Raw genomic sequence first — 17838 nt, forward strand, 5'->3', positions numbered from 1 at the left:
CCGCGGGTAGCCGCGTCTGCGTACGCTGGCCCCCGTGCCCGGACGTCGATCCGTCGTGGACTACTCGCTGCAGCGGCGAGCCGTCCTCGCCGACGTGTACTCCGGGCGCACCGGGTTGTTCGAGGTGTGCGACGCCAGTCCCTACCTCTCCCGTGCTGCGAAGTACCACGGCGAGAAGACCGACGTCCCCTGCCCCGTGTGCCGCAAGGAGCGGCTCACCCTGGTGAACTACGTGTACGGCGAGCACCTCGGCCCGACGGCCGGCCAGGCCAAGACCGAGGTGGAGCTCGCCCGCATGGACGCCGCGCAGGAGGAGTTCTCGGTCTACACCGTCGAGGTGTGCCGCGGGTGCGGCTGGAACCATCTGGTGGGTTCGTACGTCCTCGGGGCCGAGCCCGAACCCGGGCGCCAGCCGCGCCGCAAGCGCCGGGCGGCCACCGAGTAGGTCGCCCTGCGGGGAACGGGACGGGTCACGGCGGACCCTTCCGTCACACGCGTCGCGTGACGTGCGCGTTCGTCGCGCGTTGTCCACGGGAACCACAGCTGAAGACGTCACGCTTGCCCGGGGACCACCACGGTCCCCTGTCCGAGAGTCCGAGAGGGGCCCCTTCGTGCCTTCCCACGACGAGACCTCGCCGGTCGCGCCGCGCGCCGGCTCGGTGCGTCGGCCGCCACCGGCCCGTACCCGCAGCACGGGCGGCGGCGGAGAGGGCCGCGCCACCGGGGCCGGCCGACCCCGTGCCGCGGCCGGCGGCGCCGCCGGCCGGAGCGCAGCCGGGAGCGGTCGCGGCCGCACCACGGCCGGGCGCACGTCGTCCGACCGGCGGGTCGCCGCCGGCAGCGGTGGTGGCGGGCGCCCGCCGGGCTCCCGACCGCCCGGCGGCCGCCCCACCGGGGGTGGGTCCGGCGGCGGGCGGCCGGGTGGCCGCAAGGGCAAGCCGCCGCGCACGAAGAAGCAGCGGCGGCGCCGCCGCCTGAAGATCGCGCTGGGCACGCTGCTCGGCCTGTTCGTGCTGCTCGGCGTGTTCGTGGGCGTCGTCTACGCCAGCACCGACGTCCCCGACCCGAACTCGGTGCAGAACGCGCAGACGACGGTCATCTACTACGGCGACGGCCAGACCGAGATGGCGCGGCTCGGCGACGAGAACCGCACCAACGTCCGGCTCGAGCAGGTCTCCGAGGCGGCCCGCAACGCGGTGCTGGCCGCGGAGAACCGCAACTTCTACTCCGACCCCGGCATCTCGTTCACCGGCATCGTCCGGGCCGCGTGGAACAACCTGACGGGCGGCTCGACGCAGGGTGGCTCGACGATCACCCAGCAGTACGTCAAGAACGCCTTCCTGACCCAGGAGCAGACGTTCAGCCGCAAGTTCCAGGAGCTCTTCCTGGCGATCAAGCTGGACAACAACTACTCGAAGAACGAGATCCTCGAGAACTACCTCAACACCATCTACTTCGGCCGCGGCGCCTACGGCATCGAGGCGGCGGCCAACACCTACTTCGGCGTCCCCGCCGCGCAGCTGACCGCGCAGCAGGGCGCCGTCCTGGCCGTGCTGATCCGCAGCCCCTCCCGCCTCGACCCGGAGAACGACCCGCAGGGCGCCCAGGAGCGCTGGGCGAACGTGCTCGACGCGATGGTCGAGGAGGGCTGGCTCTCCGAGGCCGAGCGCAGCGCGTCGGCGTACCCGCCCGTGCTGCCCCGGGCCACCGCGACCCTGGGCATCCCCACGGGTCCGGAGGGCCTGATCGTCTCGCAGGTCATCGCCGAGCTCGAGGCCCGGGGCTACCCCGAGGACCAGATCCGGGCCGGCGGCCTGCGGATCACCACGACGATCGACCCGCGCATGCAGGGCGCCGCGATCAGCGCCGTGCAGGAGGTCATGGAGGGCGAGCCGGACAACCTGCGGCAGGCGCTGGTCTCGGTCGACCCGCGCACCGGTGCGGTCCGCGCCTACTACGGCGGGCCGATCGGCGCGGGCGAGGGCGCGATCGACTACGCGCAGGCCCGGCGCCAGCCGGGGTCGTCGATGAAGCCGTACGTGCTCGCCGCCGCCCTCGAGCGGGGGATCGGGGTCGACGCCCGGCGCGACGGCAGCTCCCCGCAGACGTTCCCCGACCGGGAGGCCCCGGTGCGCAACTCCGGCGGCGCCTCCTGCTCCGCCTGCACGCTCAAGGAGGCCATCACCCGGTCGCTGAACACCACGTTCTACGGCCTGGCCTACGAGGTCGGCCCGGACACCGTCCGGGAACTGGCCCTGCGCGCCACGGGCATGCCGGAGACCTGGCCGGACAACGGCGGCCTCCTCGACGGCAAGCGCACCCTCTCGGCGCCCGAGACCGGGACCACCGGTTCCTCGATCGGGATCGGCGAGTACGAGATGCGCCCGATCGACCAGGCGGTCGGCTTCGCCACCCTGGCCAACGGCGGCGTCCGGCACGCGCCCTTCTTCGTCGCCCGGGTGACGGACAACGAGGGCGCGCTGCTGATGGAGAACACCGGTGACGCCGGTGACCAGGCCGTGCCGGGTGACGTCGCCAACGACGTGACCTTCGCCATCGAGGGGGTCGCGGAGTACTCCGACCGCCCGCTCGCCGGCGGCCGGCCGGTGGCGTCGAAGACCGGTACGCAGGGTCTGGACGCCGAGAACAACTCCGACGCCTGGATGGTCGGCTACACCCCGTCGCTGTCGACGGCGGTGTGGATGGGCAGCGACTCGCTGCAGCCGATCGTCGACGCGCGCGGCCGGATCATCTACGGCGCGGGCCTGCCGGGCGAGATCTGGCAGCAGTTCATGAACACCGCGCTGGAGGGCAGCCCGGAGGAGCCGCTGCCCAGGGAGGCGCTGATCGACGGCGACACCGGCGAGGGCGTGCCGGCCCCGGAGACCAGCGCGCCGCCGACCTCCGAGGCCCCGCCGGCGACGTCGTCGTCCGCACCGCCGCCGGTCACCGAGGAGCCGGAGCCGGTCCCCGGCGACACCGACGGGGACGGCATCCCGGACGACTTCGACGGCGACGGCGTGCCCGACGACGAGGGGGAGCCCGAGGAGCCGGCTCCCGTGCCGCTCCCGGTGCCCGGGAACCCGGGACAGGGACCCGGCACCCCGGCACCCGGGGCACCCGCCCCGGGCGAGGAGGACGGCGCGACCGACCAGTGACCCGGCGCGGCAGACTGGGGTGGTGACGCAGCCCCACCCGCAGGACACCTCCACGGACCCCTCGGCCACCGCGGCCGGGGGGTCCGTGGCATCTGCGGCGCCGCCGTCCGGGCCCGACCGCGTGGTGCCCACGTGGTCCGACCCGGTGGCCGCCCAGGCGAGCGAGGCGGTCGGTGGTCCGTGGGGCCGGCACGCGGTGACCGGGCGGGCGCTGTTCTGGACGCCGCTGCGCGTGTGCCTGCTGTTCACGACGGCGGGCCTGGCGCTGGCCTGGCTGAAGCAGGCGCCCTGCGCGAGCGGCAACTGGGCGGGCTGGGTGCAGTACACGCACCTCTGCTACTCCGACACCGTCCCGCTGTTCGCGCTGCGCGACCTGGACACCGGTGCGGTGCCCTACCTCGACTCCGCGATCGAGTACCCGGTGCTGACCGGCGGCTTCATGGCGCTGGCCGCGGCGCTGGCGCGCGGCTACGACGGGCTCGCCGGTTCCTTCGGCCTGCTGCCGCAGGTGCCGCCGGTGCAGAGCTACTACGTCGTCACCTGCCTGCTGCTCTCGCTCTGCGCGCTGCTGCTCACCCGGGCGGTGCTCGGGCTGTCGGGCCGGCGGCCCTGGGACGCCGCGATGGTCGGCCTCTCCCCGCTGCTGGTCGTGCACGCGTTCACCAACTGGGACCTGTTCGCCGTCGCCCTGTCGACGCTGGGCCTGTGGGCGTGGGCGCGCTCGCGGCCGGTGCTGGCCGGCGTGCTCATCGGCCTGGGCGTCGCGGCGAAGCTGTACCCGGTGCTCCTCCTCGCGGTGCTCTTCCTGCTGTGCCTGCGGGCCGGCCGGCTGCGTGTCTGGCTGCGCACGGTGGTGGCGGCGGGCGCGGCCTGGCTCGTGGTCAACGGACCGATCGCGGTGCTGGCGCCGGCCAACTGGGGCCGCTTCTTCGCCCTCAACGGCAGCCGCCCGGCCGACCCGGACACCGTCTGGAACCTGCTGCTGGCCACCACCGACCACGCGATCCTGGGCGGTACGCCGGCCGAGGGGCAGGCCCCGACGGTGCTCAACGCCGTCGTCGCCGTCGCCCTGCTGCTGCTCCTGGTCGGCGTCGCGTGGCTGACCCTCGCCGCGCCGGTGCGACCGCGCGTGGCCCAGCTGGCGTTCCTGCTGGTCGCCGGCTTCCTGCTGCTCAACAAGGTGTGGAGCCCGCAGTACTCGCTGTGGCTGCTGCCGCTGGCGGTCCTGGCCCGCCCGAAGTGGCGCTCGCTGCTGCTGTGGCAGGCCGCCGAGGCGCTGCTGTGGGTGCCCCGGATGCTCTGGTACCTCGGCACCGACAACAAGGGCGTCGAGGTCGAGTGGTTCTACCTCGCGGTCGGGCTCCGCGACGTCGCCGTCCTCTTCCTCATGGGTCTGGTCGTGCGCGAGGTGCTGCGGCCCGACGAGGACGTCGTCCGCTGGTCGTGGCCGGGCACCGACGACCCGGCCGGCGGGGTGCTGGACCGGGCGGAGGACAAGGTGACCCTCCGGCGCGCGGCGCGCCCGGGGGCGGTGCCCTCCTGAGCTCAGCCGAGCGCGTCGCGCAGCAGCGCGATCTCCTCCGCGTGGGCGGCCGCGTCGCCGGGGGTCTCCAGGACGACGGGGCAGCCCGCCGCGCGGGCGACCTCGACCAGCAGCTCGACCGGGATCTCCCCCTCGGTCAGCGGCGCGTGCCGGTCGCGGCCGGAGCCCGCCGGGTCGCGGCTGTTGTTCAGGTGCACGAGGTCGAGCCGGCCGGTGCGGGCCGTCACGTCCTCGACCGCCGTGGCGAGGTCCCAGCCGGCCGCCCAGGCGTGGCAGGTGTCGAGCACGAAGCCCGCGCCGAACTCGCCCACCGCCTCCCACAGCCGGCCGATCGCATCGAGCTCGCGGGCCATCGCGTTCTCGCCGCCGGCGGTGTTCTCGATGAGCAGCGGCAGGGGGAACCCGCCGTCCTCGGCCTGGCGGGCGAAGGTCTTGCGCCAGTTGTCGACGCCGACGGCCGGGTCGTCCTTGGCGAGCACGTGGCCGCCGTGGACCACGAGGCCGTGCGCGCCGACCGCGGCCGCCGCGGTCGCGTGCTGACCCAGCAGCTTGCGGCTGGGGATCCTGATCCGGTTGTTGGTCGACGCCACGTTCATCACGTACGGCGCGTGCACGACGACCAGGACGTCGCTCTCCCGCAGCGCCTCGGCGTCCGGACGCGGCTTGGGCGCCTTCCAGTCCTGCGGATCGGCGAGGAAGACCTGCACCCCGTCGGCGTCCATCTCGGCCGCCCGCGCGAGCGGACCGCCGTCCAGCAGCTCGTTGTCCCCGGTCAGCCCGGGGCCGACGTGTACGCCGATCGGGTGTCTCGCCACGGGGGTCGACCCTAGTTCGGCCGCAACTCCAGGTTTAGCCGTAACTCCGCTCACACATCATCGTTCTGCCAGCGTGACGGGGGTTACCCGCTGGTAGCTGGCGCCGGCGGGGGCGCGACGTGGACGCGGAGGTGCGGAGCTGATGGCAACCGGTCGGATGCGGCGCAGCGCAGGGCGGGGCCTCGGCGCCCTGGTGCTCGCCTGGCTGGCAGCGATGGCCGCCGCCGTCGTGCTGGCCCCGGGGGCCAGTGCGGCTCCCAGCGCGACGATCGAGATCCGGACGCTGACGCCCCCCGTCGCCAGCGTCGACGCGGGCGGCACCGCCACCTTCGTCAACCAGGTCGCCACCTACGACACCGGGGTCACCCTGCCGCTGGCCGGCGGGGTGACGGCCACCGTGCACACCGACGTGGCCGTGACCTTCTTCGGCGAGAAGCGCACGCTGCAGTACGGGCAGCAGACGTCGTGGACGTTCCCGTCCACCACCGCCGGCACGGTCACCTACACCTACCGGATCGTCCCCAAGGGCAGCCTCGCGGCGAACCTGGTCGACCAGGTGGTCGCCGCTGTCGCCGCCGTCCTGCCGCCCCTGCCCGCGCCGATCCCGTACGTCGTCCAGACGCTGGTGCCGCTGCCCGACCTGCCGAGCACCAACCTCCCCGACCCGCCGGAGGTGGCCGTCGCGGTGCCGGGCGTCCCGAACACGCTACCCCCGCCGGGTGGCGCCCCGACCCCGCTGCCGGGCGCGCCGGTCCCGACCACCACGACCACCACGACGACGACCACCGCGGGCGGGACGGCGCAGAGCGTGCCGGGCACCCAGTACACCTACGACACCGGCGCGGGCGCGCCGCAGATGGCGCCGGTCGACAGCGCCGCCGCGGCCGCCTTCGACCCGTCGCGCTTCACCGCGTGGGGCGGGGGCTCGTCGGGCGGCGGCACCGGCGGCTCGGGCGCCAGCGGCATCGCCGGCACCTACGACGGCGCCTCGGTGCCGGTCTTCGGCCAGCTCGCGGGTCTGGACGGCGACGGCCTGGAGGAGGCCGACAGCCGGGTCGCGGCGCCCGGTTCCGGCTCGGCGGCGAACCTGCCGGTGCCGGCGCTGGCCGCGGTGGTCGCGCTGGCCGCCGTCACCGCCGCCCTGGTCCGCACCCAGCAGGCCGCCCGCGCCGTCAAGGGGGCGCACCGCCGCCGCTGAACGCTCCGCTGCCACGCGGCCGCCGTCCCGCTGAGGGGCGGCGGCCGCGCCGCGTTCCACGTGGAACGCGGGCGCCTGTGGACGGCGGACCGGGCCGCTCCGTGGCGCTGGTAGCCTTGTCGAGGCGCGTTCCGGCCGGTGCCGGGGCGTGCGACGCGTGTACGACCCTCCTGCTGCAGACCGACTGCAGCCGCCCAGACCAGAGGAGGTGGGGTTCTCCGTGCGTCACTACGAACTGATGGTCATCCTCGACCCCGAACTGGAGGAGCGCACGATCGCGCCCTCCCTCGACCGGTTCCTGACGGTCGTGACCAAGGCCGGCGGCACGGTGAAGACCGAGATCTGGGGCCGTCGCCGCATGGCCTACGAGATCAAGAAGCAGGTCGAGGGCATCTACGCCGTCATCGACATCCAGGCCGAGCCGGCCGACGTGGCCGAGCTCGACCGGCAGCTCAACCTCAACGAGTCGGTCCTGCGCACGAAGCTGATGCGGCCCGAGGTCCACTGACCATGGCCGGCGAGACCGTCATCACCGTGATCGGCAACCTGACCGCCGATCCGGAGCTGCGCTTCACGCCCTCCGGCGCTGCCGTCGCCAACTTCACCGTGGCCTCCACGCCGCGGACCTTCGACCGCCAGTCGCAGGAGTGGAAGGACGGCGAGGCGCTGTTCCTCCGCTGCAACGTCTGGCGGCAGGCGGCGGAGAACGTCGCCGAGTCCCTGACCCGCGGCTCGCGGGTCATCGTGACCGGCCGGCTCAAGCAGCGCTCGTTCGAGACCAAGGAAGGCGAGAAGCGCACCGTCATCGAGCTGGAGGTCGACGAGATCGGCCCCTCGCTCCGGTACGCCACGGCCAAGGTCACCCGCGCCTCGCGCGGTGACGGTGGCGGCGGCTTCGGCGGCGGCGGTGGCGGCGGCTTCGGCGGTGGCGGCGGTGGCGGCGGTGCCAGCGACCCCTGGTCGACGCCCGCCGGTCCGTCCGACGAGCCGCCCTTCTGAGCCTGTCCCCTCACACACCTCTTTCCTGGAGAACCCCGGTGCCCAAGCCACCCGTTCGCAAGCCCAAGAAGAAGGTCTGCCAGTTCTGCAAGGACAAGGCGACCTACATCGACTACAAGGACACGGCGCTGCTGCGGAAGTTCATCTCCGACCGCGGCAAGATCCGTGCCCGCCGCGTCAGCGGCAACTGCAGCCAGCACCAGCGGGACGTCGCCACGGCCGTGAAGAACAGCCGTGAGATGGCCCTGCTGCCCTACACCTCGACGGCGCGCTGACCATGAGCACGATGAAGCTGATCCTCACGCAGGAGGTCACCGGGCTCGGCAGCTCCGGTGACACCGTCGAGGTCAAGGGCGGCTACGGCCGCAACTACCTCCTGCCGCGCGGGCTGGCCATCCAGGCCACCCGCGGGGCCGAGAAGCAGGTGGAGTCGCTGCGCCGGGCGCGTGCCGCCCGCGAGGTGCGCTCGCACGAGGACGCGCAGGCCGTGGCCGGGCGCCTCAGCGGGCTCACCGTCCGCGTGCCGGCCCGCGCCGGCGCCGAGGGCCGGCTGTTCGGCCGCGTCACCACCGCCGACGTCGCCGCCGCGGTCACCGCCGCCGGCGGCCCGGAGCTCGACCGTCGCCGGATCGAGCTGCCCAGCAGCATCAAGACCACCGGCGAGCACACCGTCACGGTGCGGGTGCACCCCGAGGTCACGACGCAGCTGAAGATCGACGTCGTCCCCGCATAGTCGGGAACGGCCCGCGAGGGGCGTCGGACCTGCTGGTCCGGCGCCCCTCGCGGCGTCTCCGGGCCTCCGCGCGGTGCTGGGCGACGGCCGTGGCCTCGATCTCCACCGTCAGCTCGGGGAACGCGAGGCGGGTGACCCCGACCAGCGTGCTGGTGAACGTCCCGCCGGCCGCCGCGAACCGCTTCGCGAGGCCCTCCACGCCCCCAGCATCGCGTCGACGTCGGTCGCGAAGACGTGGATGCGGACGACGTCGCCGAGCGTCATGCCGGCCTCCAGCAGCACCGTCTCGACGTCGTCCAGGGCCAGGGAGCACTGGGCAGCGAGGTCGCCGAGGTGCTGCGGCGAGCCGTCCTCCGCCGTCGCGGCCTGCCCGGAGAGCACCAGCACCCGGCTCGCGCCCTCCACGACCTCTGCCTGGTCGAAGCCGTAGGCCAGCGACCAGGGGCAGGCGTTCACGGGGGTTCGGGTCAGCGCCCTCGCGGGCTCCCTCCGCTCGTTGCCGGCTCTCCGGCCGGCGCGGACGACCATGCTGGGACCCGGCAGCGGTCCGCCGGAGGTCGGTCGACGCCGGGCAGCGGCACGCCACGGCGTGGACGCCGACTCTCCGCATCCCTCAGCGCCTCGAGGGTGACCGACGCGCCTTGTGGACAGTGGGGCGGTTGGGCCCCGACGGACGGCGTCCGCGACACGCCGGGGGACGACGCGCGGGAAGTTCCCGTCTTTCTCCCGTCCACAGGCGGTGGGCAGCCTTCGCGCAGGTGGCGGGCCGGAAGACGGCGGGTGTACGGCCGCTGTCCCGACCGCTCTCCACATGTCGACATGCGTCCGTCCACCGACTTGTCCACAAGTTGTGCAGAACGGCGTCCCCACGGGTGTTGGACTGGTCCGTCCGCGCTTCCTAACGTCTTCCTCGCTCACCGCCGGAGCCCGGAGTTGTCGGCCCCCGGCGGTAGAACCGACCCGAACAAGCGTTCGAGTCGTGCGTGTCGCGTCCTGGTGCTTCCCCCACCAGACCCCCGGCCAGGGGCCGGGGGTCTGCTCGCGGGTGCGCAGAGAGTGGATGGAGGGGTTCGGCGTGGCAGTCGCCGACGAGTTCAGCCGGCCGGTGCCTTCGGCGCCCGAGTACGACCGCCAGCCGCCGCAGGACGTCGCCGCCGAGCAGTCGGTGCTCGGCGGCATGCTGCTGAGCAAGGACGCGATCGCCGACGTCGTCGAGGTCCTCAACGGCAACGACTTCTACCGCCCCGCCCACCAGGTCATCTACGACACGATCCTCGACCTGTACGGCCGGGGTGAGCCGGCCGACGCGATCACCGTCAGCGCCGAGCTGAACCGCACCGACCAGCTGTCCAAGATGGGCGGCGCGGTCTACCTGCACACGCTCATCCAGTCGACGCCGACCGCGGCCAACGCCGGCTACTACGCGCAGATCGTCGCCGAGCAGGCCACGCTGCGCCGGCTGGTCGAGGCCGGCACCCGGGTCGTGCAGCTCGGCTACGGCGCGGCCGGCGGGCGGGGCGACGTCGACGACATCGTCGACCGCGCGCAGCAGGAGATCTACGAGGTCACCGAGAAGCGGATGAGCGAGGACTACTCGCGCCTCGAGGACATCCTGCAGCCGACCATGGACGAGCTCGACGCCATCGCCTCGCGCGGCGGCGTCAGCCGCGGCGTGCCCACCGGCATCCGCGACCTCGACGAGCTGACCAACGGTCTGCAGGCCGGTCAGATGGTCGTCATCGCGGCCCGGCCCGGCGTGGGCAAGGCGCTGGCCCTCGACACCCCCGTCGCGACGCCGGGCGGCTGGACGACGATGGGGGAGGTCCGGGTCGGCGACCAGGTCATGGGCTCCGACGGCCGCCCGACGACGGTGGTCGCCGCCACCGAGGTGATGACGGGTCGGCCCTGCTACGAGGTGCACTTCTCCGACAGCTCGGTGATCGTGGCCGACGCCCAGCACCAGTGGCTGACCGAGACCAGGGCGAGCCGTCGTTCCGCCCAGCAGGCAGCCACCGGTCACAACGGCTACCCCAGGCAGCGCACGTTCGCCGAGGTGCGGACGACCGAGGAGATCGCCCGGACGGTTCGCTGCGCGACCGAGGACGGGCGGCTCAACCACTCCGTGACCAACGCTGCACCTCTGCAGCTGCCCGACGCCGACCTCCTGGTGCCGCCGTACACGCTCGGGGTGTGGCTCGGCGACGGCACGTCCGCTGCCGCCCAGTTCACGAGCGCGGACCCGGAGATCGCGGTGCACATCGAGGCCGAGGGTCTGGCGGTCGAACGGACGAGCGTCGATCGCCGGTACGCGCTGCGACTGCCCGAGCGGCCCGGTCCCGTGGAGCGGGTCTGCCCGATGTGCGGGGAGCTGTTCGTCCCGCGCACGTCGCAGGTGCAGACCTGCGGCAAGACCTGCGGCGGTGCGCTCCGGGCCAGCGGCGGTGTCGGGCGGACGGCCTCCTGCCCGGACTGCGGCGGTCCCTCGGCGGGTCTCGCGCAGTGCCAGGCCTGCCGTGACGACCACGGAACCGTCGAGGCGCTCTTGCGGCAGCTGCGCGTTCTGGGCGACAAGCACATCCCGGTCGAATACCTGCGTGCCTCCATCGCCCAGCGCCGGGCGCTGCTGGCCGGGCTGCTCGACACCGACGGGACGGTGGCACCCAGCGGTGTCGTCCAGTTCACGGTCCCGAGCCGGCGGCTGGCCGAGGACGCCCGCGAACTCGTCGCCAGCCTGGGCTACCGGGTGCGGATGAGCACGAAGCGCGTGCGAGGTCGGGCGGAGGAGCCGTCCACCGCGTTCACGCTGACCTTCAGCACCGACGACGAGGTCTTCAGGCTCGAGCGGAAGAAGCTCGTGCACAAGGAGCGGGGCGCCCGGACCTTCTCGGCGCGCGGGGCTCGCTTCATCACCGACGTGCGCCCCATCGCGAGCGTCCCGGTGCGCTGCATCCAGGTCGACGCCGACGACCACCTGTTCCTGGCCGGCCGCAGCTTCATCCCGACGCACAACTCGACGCTGGGCCTCGACATCGCGCGGTCGGCTGCGATCAAGAACCACCAGGCGACCTGCATCTTCTCGCTCGAGATGAGCAAGCACGAGATCACCATGCGTCTGCTGTCGGCCGAGGCGAAGGTGCCGCTGCACCACATGCGCGCCGGCACGCTCTCCGACGAGGACTGGTCCAAGCTCGCCCGCCGCATGGGTGAGGTCGCCGACGCGCCGCTCTACATCGACGACTCCCCGAACATGACGATGATGGAGATCCGCGCCAAGGCGCGGCGACTCAAGCAGCGCAACGACCTCAAGCTCGTCGTGATCGACTACCTGCAGCTGATGACATCGGGAAAAAAGGTCGAGAGCCGTCAGCAGGAAGTGTCGGAATTCTCCCGCGCACTCAAGCTCCTGGCGAAGGAACTCGAGGTCCCGGTCATTGCGATGAGTCAGCTGAACCGTGGCTCTGAGCAGCGCCAAGACAAAAAGCCGATGCTTTCCGACCTTCGCGAATCAGGATCTATCGAACAAGATGCGGACATGGTCATGATGATTCACCGGGAAGACATGTATGAAAAGGAGTCCCCGCGGGCCGGTGAAGCGGACATCATGCTCGTGAAGCACCGTAATGGTCCGACGGCGAATGTCACCGTGGCCTTCCAGGGCCATTACAGCCGTTTCGTGGACATGGCCAACTGACGCCTGCGGAGCAGCGAACGGCGCCCCTGCCATCAGGACAGGGGCGCCGATCCCGTTCTGGCCCGTTCCAGCGTCAGCGCAGCTCAGGCGCGCCGGCGCTCCTCGACGCCGCGGCCCGGGTGCCACGAGCGGATCACCAGCTTGTCCCGCGTCTCGTTGAGGCCGGTCCACACCACCTCGTGCAGGTCCAGGTGGAACACGTGCGCGCCGTCGCGGTCCGCCTCCGCGACGGCGACGCCGGCCACCTTGGCCTCGCCCGGCCAGTCGGCCCCGCCCTCACCCGGCTCCGACGTCGGGCTGTGCACCGCCAGCCGCGGGTCGCGCAGCAGGTCCTTCGCCTTCACCGCACCCGGCATCGAGCCCAGCCGGAAGTGCCCGTCCTCGCTGAACTCGACCTCGGTGCCGCTGATCCGCGGCGACCCGTCGGCCCGCAGCGTCGCCATCGTCGCGTGCTTGCCGCGCGTGAACGCCTCGCGCACCCGCCCGGCCAGCTCCGCCGCCTCCTCCTCGACCTCTGCCCAGCTCGCCATGCGGCGCAGTGTGCCGTCGGACACCGACAGAAGTCCGCGGCCCGGAACTGTCACACCCTCCTGCGACGGTGGCGACCACGGGATCGACGGCCGATCTGCACGCGCTGTTCAGCGGACGCACAGCTCGGCCCGGCAGTCTCGAGTCCGAGCGGCTCCCCCGAGCCGGTGCGACCAGGAGGTGACCATGCACGACGACGACGGACAGCAGACCGCCTGGCGCGAGCGCATCGGCACGCACGCGTGGGTGCGTTCCCCCGAGCCGGTCGACCTGCGGCACGACTCCGTGGCCGCCGCGATCGCCCGTCGGCGGGCCCGGCGCCGCCGCCCCTGATCCGGACGGCGCGGGGTCCGGTCCCGGACCGCCCGGACCCCGAGCCGCCCGTGTGCCACGTGAAACGTCAGGCCGGCGCCAGCAGCGCGACCAGGAAGCCCGACTCGCCCGGGAACGGCCGCAGGTCCCAGGTGGACAGCAGCAGGTCCTGCGCCCAGCCCGCGGCCGCCGCGTCGGCGAGGAACTCCGCGAAGTCGTAGCCGCGGCCCCCGCCGAACCCGATCGCCGCCCGGCCCGACGGCGCCACGTGCGCCCGCAGCCGCGCCAGCACCTGCCGCCGCGTCGTCGGCGCCAGGAACGTCATCACGTTGCCCGCGCAGACGATCGCGTCGAACTCCGCCGGGATGCCCCGCGCCGGCAGGTCGAGCTCCGCGAGGTCGCCCACCAGCCAGGTCGGCCCCGGGTGGTCCTCCTCCGCCGCGGCGATCAGCACCGGGTCGACGTCCACCCCGACCACCTCGTGCCCCGCCGCGTGCAGCACCGCCCCCACCCGCCCGGGCCCGCAGCCGGCGTCCAAGATCCGGGAGGCCCGCGGCACCAGCGCGTCCACCAGCCGCGCCTCGCCACCCAGGTCCGCCCCGGCCGCGGCCATGTCGCGGAACCGCTGGACGTACGCGGCCGAGTGGCCCGGGTCCTGCTGGGTGATGCGCACCCACGTGCTGATCTCCGTCACGATGCCTCCTCGTCCACGCCCCGCCAGTCCGGCGGGTCCCCCGGGTGCAGCGCCGGGTCGTCGGCCGCCAGCGTGCGCACCGGCCCCGGCGCGGTGCGCGGGCCCTCGAACCGCACCGTCACCCGGCCCAGGCCGCGCCCCCACACCCAACCCGGTCCCAGCTCGTCGTGCCGCACGTCCTGCCCCGGCCACCAGCGGCGGTCCGCGGGCGCCGGCTCCTCCGTCTCCTGCACGACCGCGGCCGGCTCCTCGGCGGCGACGTCGTCGGACTCCTCCGGCGCGAACAGGTCGCCCTGCGCGTACACCGACAGCCCCGAGACCCCGACCCCCAGCAGCCGCAGCCCCCCGCCGGTCCCCGTCTCGGTCAGCAGCCGCCGCGCGATCGAGGCGATGGTGCGCGCGTCGTCGGTGGGCTGCGGCAGCGTCAGCGACCGGGTCAGCGTCGTGAAGTCGTACCGGCGCAGCTTCAGCGTCACCGTGCGCCCCGACAGCGCCGACGTCCGCAGCCGCTCGCTCACCCGCGCGGCCTGCGAGTCGATCTCCCGCCCGAGCACCGCCAGGTCGGTCAGGTCCCGCTCGAAGGTCTCCTCGTGCGACACCGACTTGGCCTCCCGATCGGCCACCACCGCGCGGTCGTCCTCCGCCCGCGCCAGCGCGTACAGGCCGGCGCCGTGCGCCCTGCCCACCAGCGCGACGAGGTCGGACAGCGACTTCGCGGCGAGGTCGCCGACGGTCCGCACGCCCACCGTGCGCAGCCGCTCCTCGGTCGCCGGCCCCACCCCGCCCAGCCGGGTCACCGGCAGCGGGTGCAGCACCTCCAGCTCCGTGCCCGGCGCGACGACGACCAGCCCGTCGGGCTTGTCCAGGTCCGAGCCGAGCTTCGCCATCAGCTTCGACGTCCCCACGCCCACCGACCCGGTCACCCCGCCGGTCGCCGCCGCGATCCGCTCCTTGAGCCCCCGGGCCAGCGCCGTCACGCCGTCCACGGACAGGTTGTGCCCCGGGCCGGCCGCGAGGTCGACGTACGCCTCGTCCAGCGACACCGGCTCCACCAGGGGCGAGAGCTCGCGCAGCAGCTCCATCACCACCTCGGACGTCCGCCGGTAGGCGCCGAACCGGCCGCCGAGGAACGCCGTCCCGGGCGGGCAGCGCCGCCGCGCCTCCGCCGTCGACATCGCCGACCGCGCCCCGTACGCCCGCGCCTCGTACGACGCCGTGGCCACCACGCCCCGGCCGCCGGTGCCGCCGACGACCACCGGCCGGCCGCGCAGCGACGGCTTGTCCCGCTGCTCGACCGCCGCGTAGAAGGCGTCCAGGTCCAGGTGCAGGACGCTCGCCTCCCGCCGCACGCCCGCACCTCCCTCGTCCCGGATCCCCCCGATGATCCCCGCAGCCCCCGACGGACCCGCGCTCAAGGTCGGGACGGCGGATGTCGATCACCCCGGCATGCCACGGCTGCTGCCCCTCGCGCCCACCCGGCGCGCGCGACGGATCGCCGTGGCCGTCTCCGCCCTGGGCGCGCTGGCCGTCGCCGCCGGGCTGGTCTGGCAGTCCGCCTACGCCGCCTTCACCGACAGCACGCCGGCCCGCACCCTGACCTGGAGCACCGGCACCGTCGCGATCTCCGACGACGACGCCGGCGCGGTGCTGTTCAGCGCTGCCGACCTGCGCCCCGGCGCCGCCCGGTCGCGCTGCATCACGGTCACCTCGACCGGCAGCGCCCCCTCCCTCGTCCGGCTCTACGGCACCGGCCGATCCACGACCCGCTCGCTCAGCAGCCACCTGACCGTCGCCGTCGAGGCCGGCACCGGCGGCTCTGCGGCCGGCTGCAACGGGTTCGCCCCCGCCGCCACGGTCTACCGCGGCACCCTGGCCGCCTTCCCGACCTCTTACGCCGCCGGCGTGGGCTCCTGGACGACGGCCGGCAACCCGGCCGGCGAGCGCACCACCTACCGGTTCACCTACAGCCTGTCGGCCTCCGCGCCGGCCAGTGCCCAGGGCGGCACGGCGGCGATCGCCTTCACCTGGGAGGCGCAGAACACATGACCTGGCGCTCCGGCTGGCCGGCGCTGCTGATCAGCGCCGCCGCCCGCCTCGCCCTCGGCGTCCTGGCGCTGCTCCTCGCCGTCTCCGTCGTCCTCCCCCTGGTCGCCGGCTGGCGGTCCAGCGTCGTCCTGTCCGGCTCCATGACCCCCACGCTCGACCCGGGGGACGTCGTCGTCGTGCGCCCCGTCGACGCCGCCGACCTGGCGCCGGGGGACGTCGTCCTGGCCGACGACCCCGACGTGCCGGGCGAGCTGCGCATGCACCGGGTCGTCGCCGTCGAGGACGGCGGCCTGCGGCTGCGCGGCGACGCCGGTGCCACCGCCGACGCCTCGCTGGTCGCCCCCGCGGCCGTGCACGGCGTCGGCACCCTGCGGCTGCCCGGTCTCGGCCTGCCCGCGCTGTGGGCCGCCGAGGGCCGCACCGCCCCGCTGGTCCTCACCGGCGCGGCCCTCGCCGCCCTGCTCGCGCTCGCCCTGCTGCACCGGGCGCCCGCCGACGAGGACCGGCCGCGCCGCCGGCTGCCCGCCCGTCCGGTCGCCCTCGCGGTGGTCGCAGCCGCGCTCGTCACGCTGCCCGGCGCGGCCGACGCCCGGGCGGTCTTCAGCGCCACCACGGGCACGCCGTCCAACACCTTCGCCGCCGGATCCGCCTTCACCTGCGCCGGGACCGCCACCGCCGCCGGCGCCGCGCTGTTCCTCGGGCTGCAGGAGAGCGGTGGCACCACCGCGACGAACGCCGGCTCCGCGGGCGGCTCCGGCAACGGCACCTACTCGTCGAGCGGGGTGACCTACGGCGCCCCGGGTCCGCGCTGCGGCGCCGGCGAGAACGGCGCGGTGACGCTCGACGGCAGCAGCGGCCAGGTCTGGACCGGCCGCAGCTACGCCAACCCGCAGACGTTCTCGGTCCAGATCTGGTTCAGCACGACCACCACCCGCGGCGGCAAGCTCATCGGCTTCGGCACCGGCACCGGCGGCGCCGTGTCGTCGAACTACGACCGCCACGTCTACATGACCGACGACGGCCGCCTGGTCTTCGGCGTCTACAACGGCGGCTACTCCACCGCCACCACGACCTCGGCCTACAACGACGGCCGCTGGCACCTGGCGACGGCGACGTTCTCCGGCTCGGCCGGCATGACCCTCTACGTCGACGGCGTGCAGGCGGCCCGCAACGCCGCGGGCACGGTCGCCGAGAACACCACCGGGTACTGGCGGATCGGCCACGACAACCTGAACGGCTGGCCCACCCGCCCGAGCAGCGACTGGTTCGCCGGCTCGCTCGCGCACGCCGCCGTCTGGACCTCCGTGCTCTCCGCCGCCCAGGTCACCGACCAGTACGGCGCGGGCCCGTGGACCTGCGCCACCGCGGCAGGCAGCACCGGCGCGGGCGCCGCCCTGCACCTCGGCCTGCAGGAGGCCGCCGGCCCGACGGCCGCCAACGCCGGCTCGGCGGGCGCGGCCGGCAACGGCACCTTCTCGGGCGGTGGCATCACCTACGGGGTGACCGGGCCGGCCTGCCGGCCCGGCAGCGGCTCCGCCGTCCGGCTGGACGGCTCCTCGGGGTTCCTCTGGACGACGCGGCAGTACGTCGCCCCCCAGCACCTGACCGTGCAGATCTGGTTCGCCACGACCACGACGCGCGGCGGCAAGCTGATCGGCTTCGGCAACGGTGCCAACGGGGCCCAGTCCAGCCAGTTCGACCGGCACGTCTACATGACCGACGACGGCCGCCTGGCCTTCGGCATCTACGACGGCGGCTATTACACGGTGACGACGCCGACCGCCTACAACGACGGCCGGTGGCACCTCGCCACGGGCACCTTCTCCCCCTCCTCCGGGCTGACGTTCTACGTGGACGGCGTGCTGATCGGGACCAACACCGACACGGACGCCGCCGAGAACACCACCGGCTACTGGCGCGTGGGCTGGGACAACCTGGGCAGCTGGCCCGGCGCCCCGACCAGCAGCTGGTTCGCCGGGTCGGTGGCGCACGCCGTGGTCGTCGAGCGCGTGCTCACCGCCGACGAGGTGGCCGGCCAGTACACCGCCGGTCGCTGAGCCACCCGTTCGGGCGGCCGATCCGGAACTCCTTGTCCCGCGGGCGCCGACCTGCGAGCGTCTG

General features: G+C 74.0%; 17 protein-coding genes. 12 read left to right on the forward strand and 5 right to left on the reverse strand.

Annotation, left to right across the window (positions count from 1 at the left end):
* Positions 1-34: 34 nt before the first annotated feature.
* The 3 genes from ACI8AF_RS09620 (at position 35) to ACI8AF_RS09630 (ending at position 4701) form a co-directional block, all read left to right on the forward strand.
* Entirely contained in the window at positions 35-445 is a 411-nt protein-coding gene (locus ACI8AF_RS09620) for a DUF5318 domain-containing protein (protein ID WP_456539471.1), read from the forward strand.
* A gap of 166 nt (positions 446-611) precedes the next feature.
* Positions 612-3158: a transglycosylase domain-containing protein gene (locus ACI8AF_RS09625; protein ID WP_456539472.1), complete on the forward strand. Its 2547-nt coding sequence runs from the start codon at positions 612-614 to the stop codon at positions 3156-3158.
* Positions 3159-3180: 22 nt separating this feature from the next.
* Positions 3181-4701, forward strand: a complete 1521-nt coding sequence (locus ACI8AF_RS09630; protein ID WP_456539473.1) for a glycosyltransferase family 87 protein — start codon at positions 3181-3183, stop codon at positions 4699-4701.
* A 2-nt stretch (positions 4702-4703) separates the two neighbouring features.
* Here ACI8AF_RS09630 and ACI8AF_RS09635 read toward each other — a convergent pair whose 3' ends face one another.
* The gene (locus tag ACI8AF_RS09635) at positions 4704-5516 is read right to left on the reverse strand and encodes a deoxyribonuclease IV (RefSeq protein WP_456539474.1); all 813 of its coding nucleotides are present in this window, start codon (positions 5514-5516) and stop codon (positions 4704-4706) included.
* 142 nt (positions 5517-5658) lie between these two features.
* Between ACI8AF_RS09635 and ACI8AF_RS09640 the strand changes: the two genes are divergently transcribed.
* The 5 genes from ACI8AF_RS09640 to rplI all read left to right on the forward strand — a co-directional run bounded on the left by ACI8AF_RS09640 (position 5659) and on the right by rplI (position 8446).
* On the forward strand, positions 5659-6714 hold the full coding sequence (locus ACI8AF_RS09640; protein ID WP_456539475.1) for a hypothetical protein: 1056 nt from the start codon (positions 5659-5661) through the stop codon (positions 6712-6714).
* Between the two features lie 220 nt (positions 6715-6934).
* A complete protein-coding gene (gene rpsF, locus ACI8AF_RS09645) occupies positions 6935-7222 on the forward strand; it encodes a 30S ribosomal protein S6 (RefSeq protein WP_456539476.1) in 288 nt (95 codons plus the stop codon).
* A 2-nt stretch (positions 7223-7224) separates the two neighbouring features.
* Positions 7225-7713 carry a single-stranded DNA-binding protein gene (locus ACI8AF_RS09650; RefSeq protein WP_456539477.1) on the forward strand — a complete coding sequence of 163 codons (489 nt, stop codon included), beginning with the start codon at positions 7225-7227 and terminating at the stop codon, positions 7711-7713.
* Positions 7714-7751: 38 nt separating this feature from the next.
* Complete coding sequence (rpsR, locus tag ACI8AF_RS09655) at positions 7752-7988, forward strand: 30S ribosomal protein S18 (RefSeq protein WP_179716001.1); 237 nt, start codon at positions 7752-7754, stop codon at positions 7986-7988.
* Positions 7989-7999: 11 nt separating this feature from the next.
* On the forward strand, positions 8000-8446 hold the full coding sequence (gene rplI / locus ACI8AF_RS09660) for a 50S ribosomal protein L9 (protein WP_456539478.1): 447 nt from the start codon (positions 8000-8002) through the stop codon (positions 8444-8446).
* A 108-nt stretch (positions 8447-8554) separates the two neighbouring features.
* Here rplI and ACI8AF_RS09665 read toward each other — a convergent pair whose 3' ends face one another.
* Complete coding sequence (locus ACI8AF_RS09665) at positions 8555-8902, reverse strand: RidA family protein (RefSeq protein WP_456539479.1); 348 nt, start codon at positions 8900-8902, stop codon at positions 8555-8557.
* A 604-nt stretch (positions 8903-9506) separates the two neighbouring features.
* Between ACI8AF_RS09665 and dnaB the strand changes: the two genes are divergently transcribed.
* Positions 9507-12137: a replicative DNA helicase gene (gene dnaB, locus ACI8AF_RS09670; protein WP_456539503.1), complete on the forward strand. Its 2631-nt coding sequence runs from the start codon at positions 9507-9509 to the stop codon at positions 12135-12137.
* An 83-nt stretch (positions 12138-12220) separates the two neighbouring features.
* On the opposite strand, the gene ACI8AF_RS09675 is transcribed toward dnaB, so the two are convergent.
* The gene (locus tag ACI8AF_RS09675; protein ID WP_456539480.1) at positions 12221-12667 is read right to left on the reverse strand and encodes a pyridoxamine 5'-phosphate oxidase family protein; all 447 of its coding nucleotides are present in this window, start codon (positions 12665-12667) and stop codon (positions 12221-12223) included.
* A 184-nt stretch (positions 12668-12851) separates the two neighbouring features.
* Between ACI8AF_RS09675 and ACI8AF_RS09680 the strand changes: the two genes are divergently transcribed.
* Positions 12852-12998, forward strand: coding sequence for a hypothetical protein (locus ACI8AF_RS09680; protein ID WP_456539481.1), 147 nt, complete (start codon positions 12852-12854; stop codon positions 12996-12998).
* A 67-nt stretch (positions 12999-13065) separates the two neighbouring features.
* On the opposite strand, the gene ACI8AF_RS09685 is transcribed toward ACI8AF_RS09680, so the two are convergent.
* Complete coding sequence (locus ACI8AF_RS09685; protein ID WP_456539482.1) at positions 13066-13671, reverse strand: class I SAM-dependent methyltransferase; 606 nt, start codon at positions 13669-13671, stop codon at positions 13066-13068.
* Complete coding sequence (locus tag ACI8AF_RS09690) at positions 13668-15020, reverse strand: DNA polymerase IV (protein ID WP_456539483.1); 1353 nt, start codon at positions 15018-15020, stop codon at positions 13668-13670. The genes ACI8AF_RS09685 and ACI8AF_RS09690 overlap by 4 nt, the downstream gene beginning before the upstream one ends.
* Positions 15021-15117: 97 nt before the next feature.
* Here ACI8AF_RS09690 and ACI8AF_RS09695 point away from each other — a divergent pair, with 97 nt between their 5' ends.
* Both ACI8AF_RS09695 and ACI8AF_RS09700 read left to right on the forward strand, forming a co-directional pair.
* Positions 15118-15717 carry a hypothetical protein gene (locus ACI8AF_RS09695; protein ID WP_456539484.1) on the forward strand — a complete coding sequence of 200 codons (600 nt, stop codon included), beginning with the start codon at positions 15118-15120 and terminating at the stop codon, positions 15715-15717.
* Complete coding sequence (locus ACI8AF_RS09700; RefSeq protein ID WP_456539485.1) at positions 15714-17774, forward strand: LamG-like jellyroll fold domain-containing protein; 2061 nt, start codon at positions 15714-15716, stop codon at positions 17772-17774. Before ACI8AF_RS09695 ends, ACI8AF_RS09700 begins: the two co-directional genes overlap by 4 nt.
* Positions 17775-17838: the final 64 nt, after the last annotated feature.

This window comes from Blastococcus sp. SYSU D00669 (assembly GCF_054050715.1).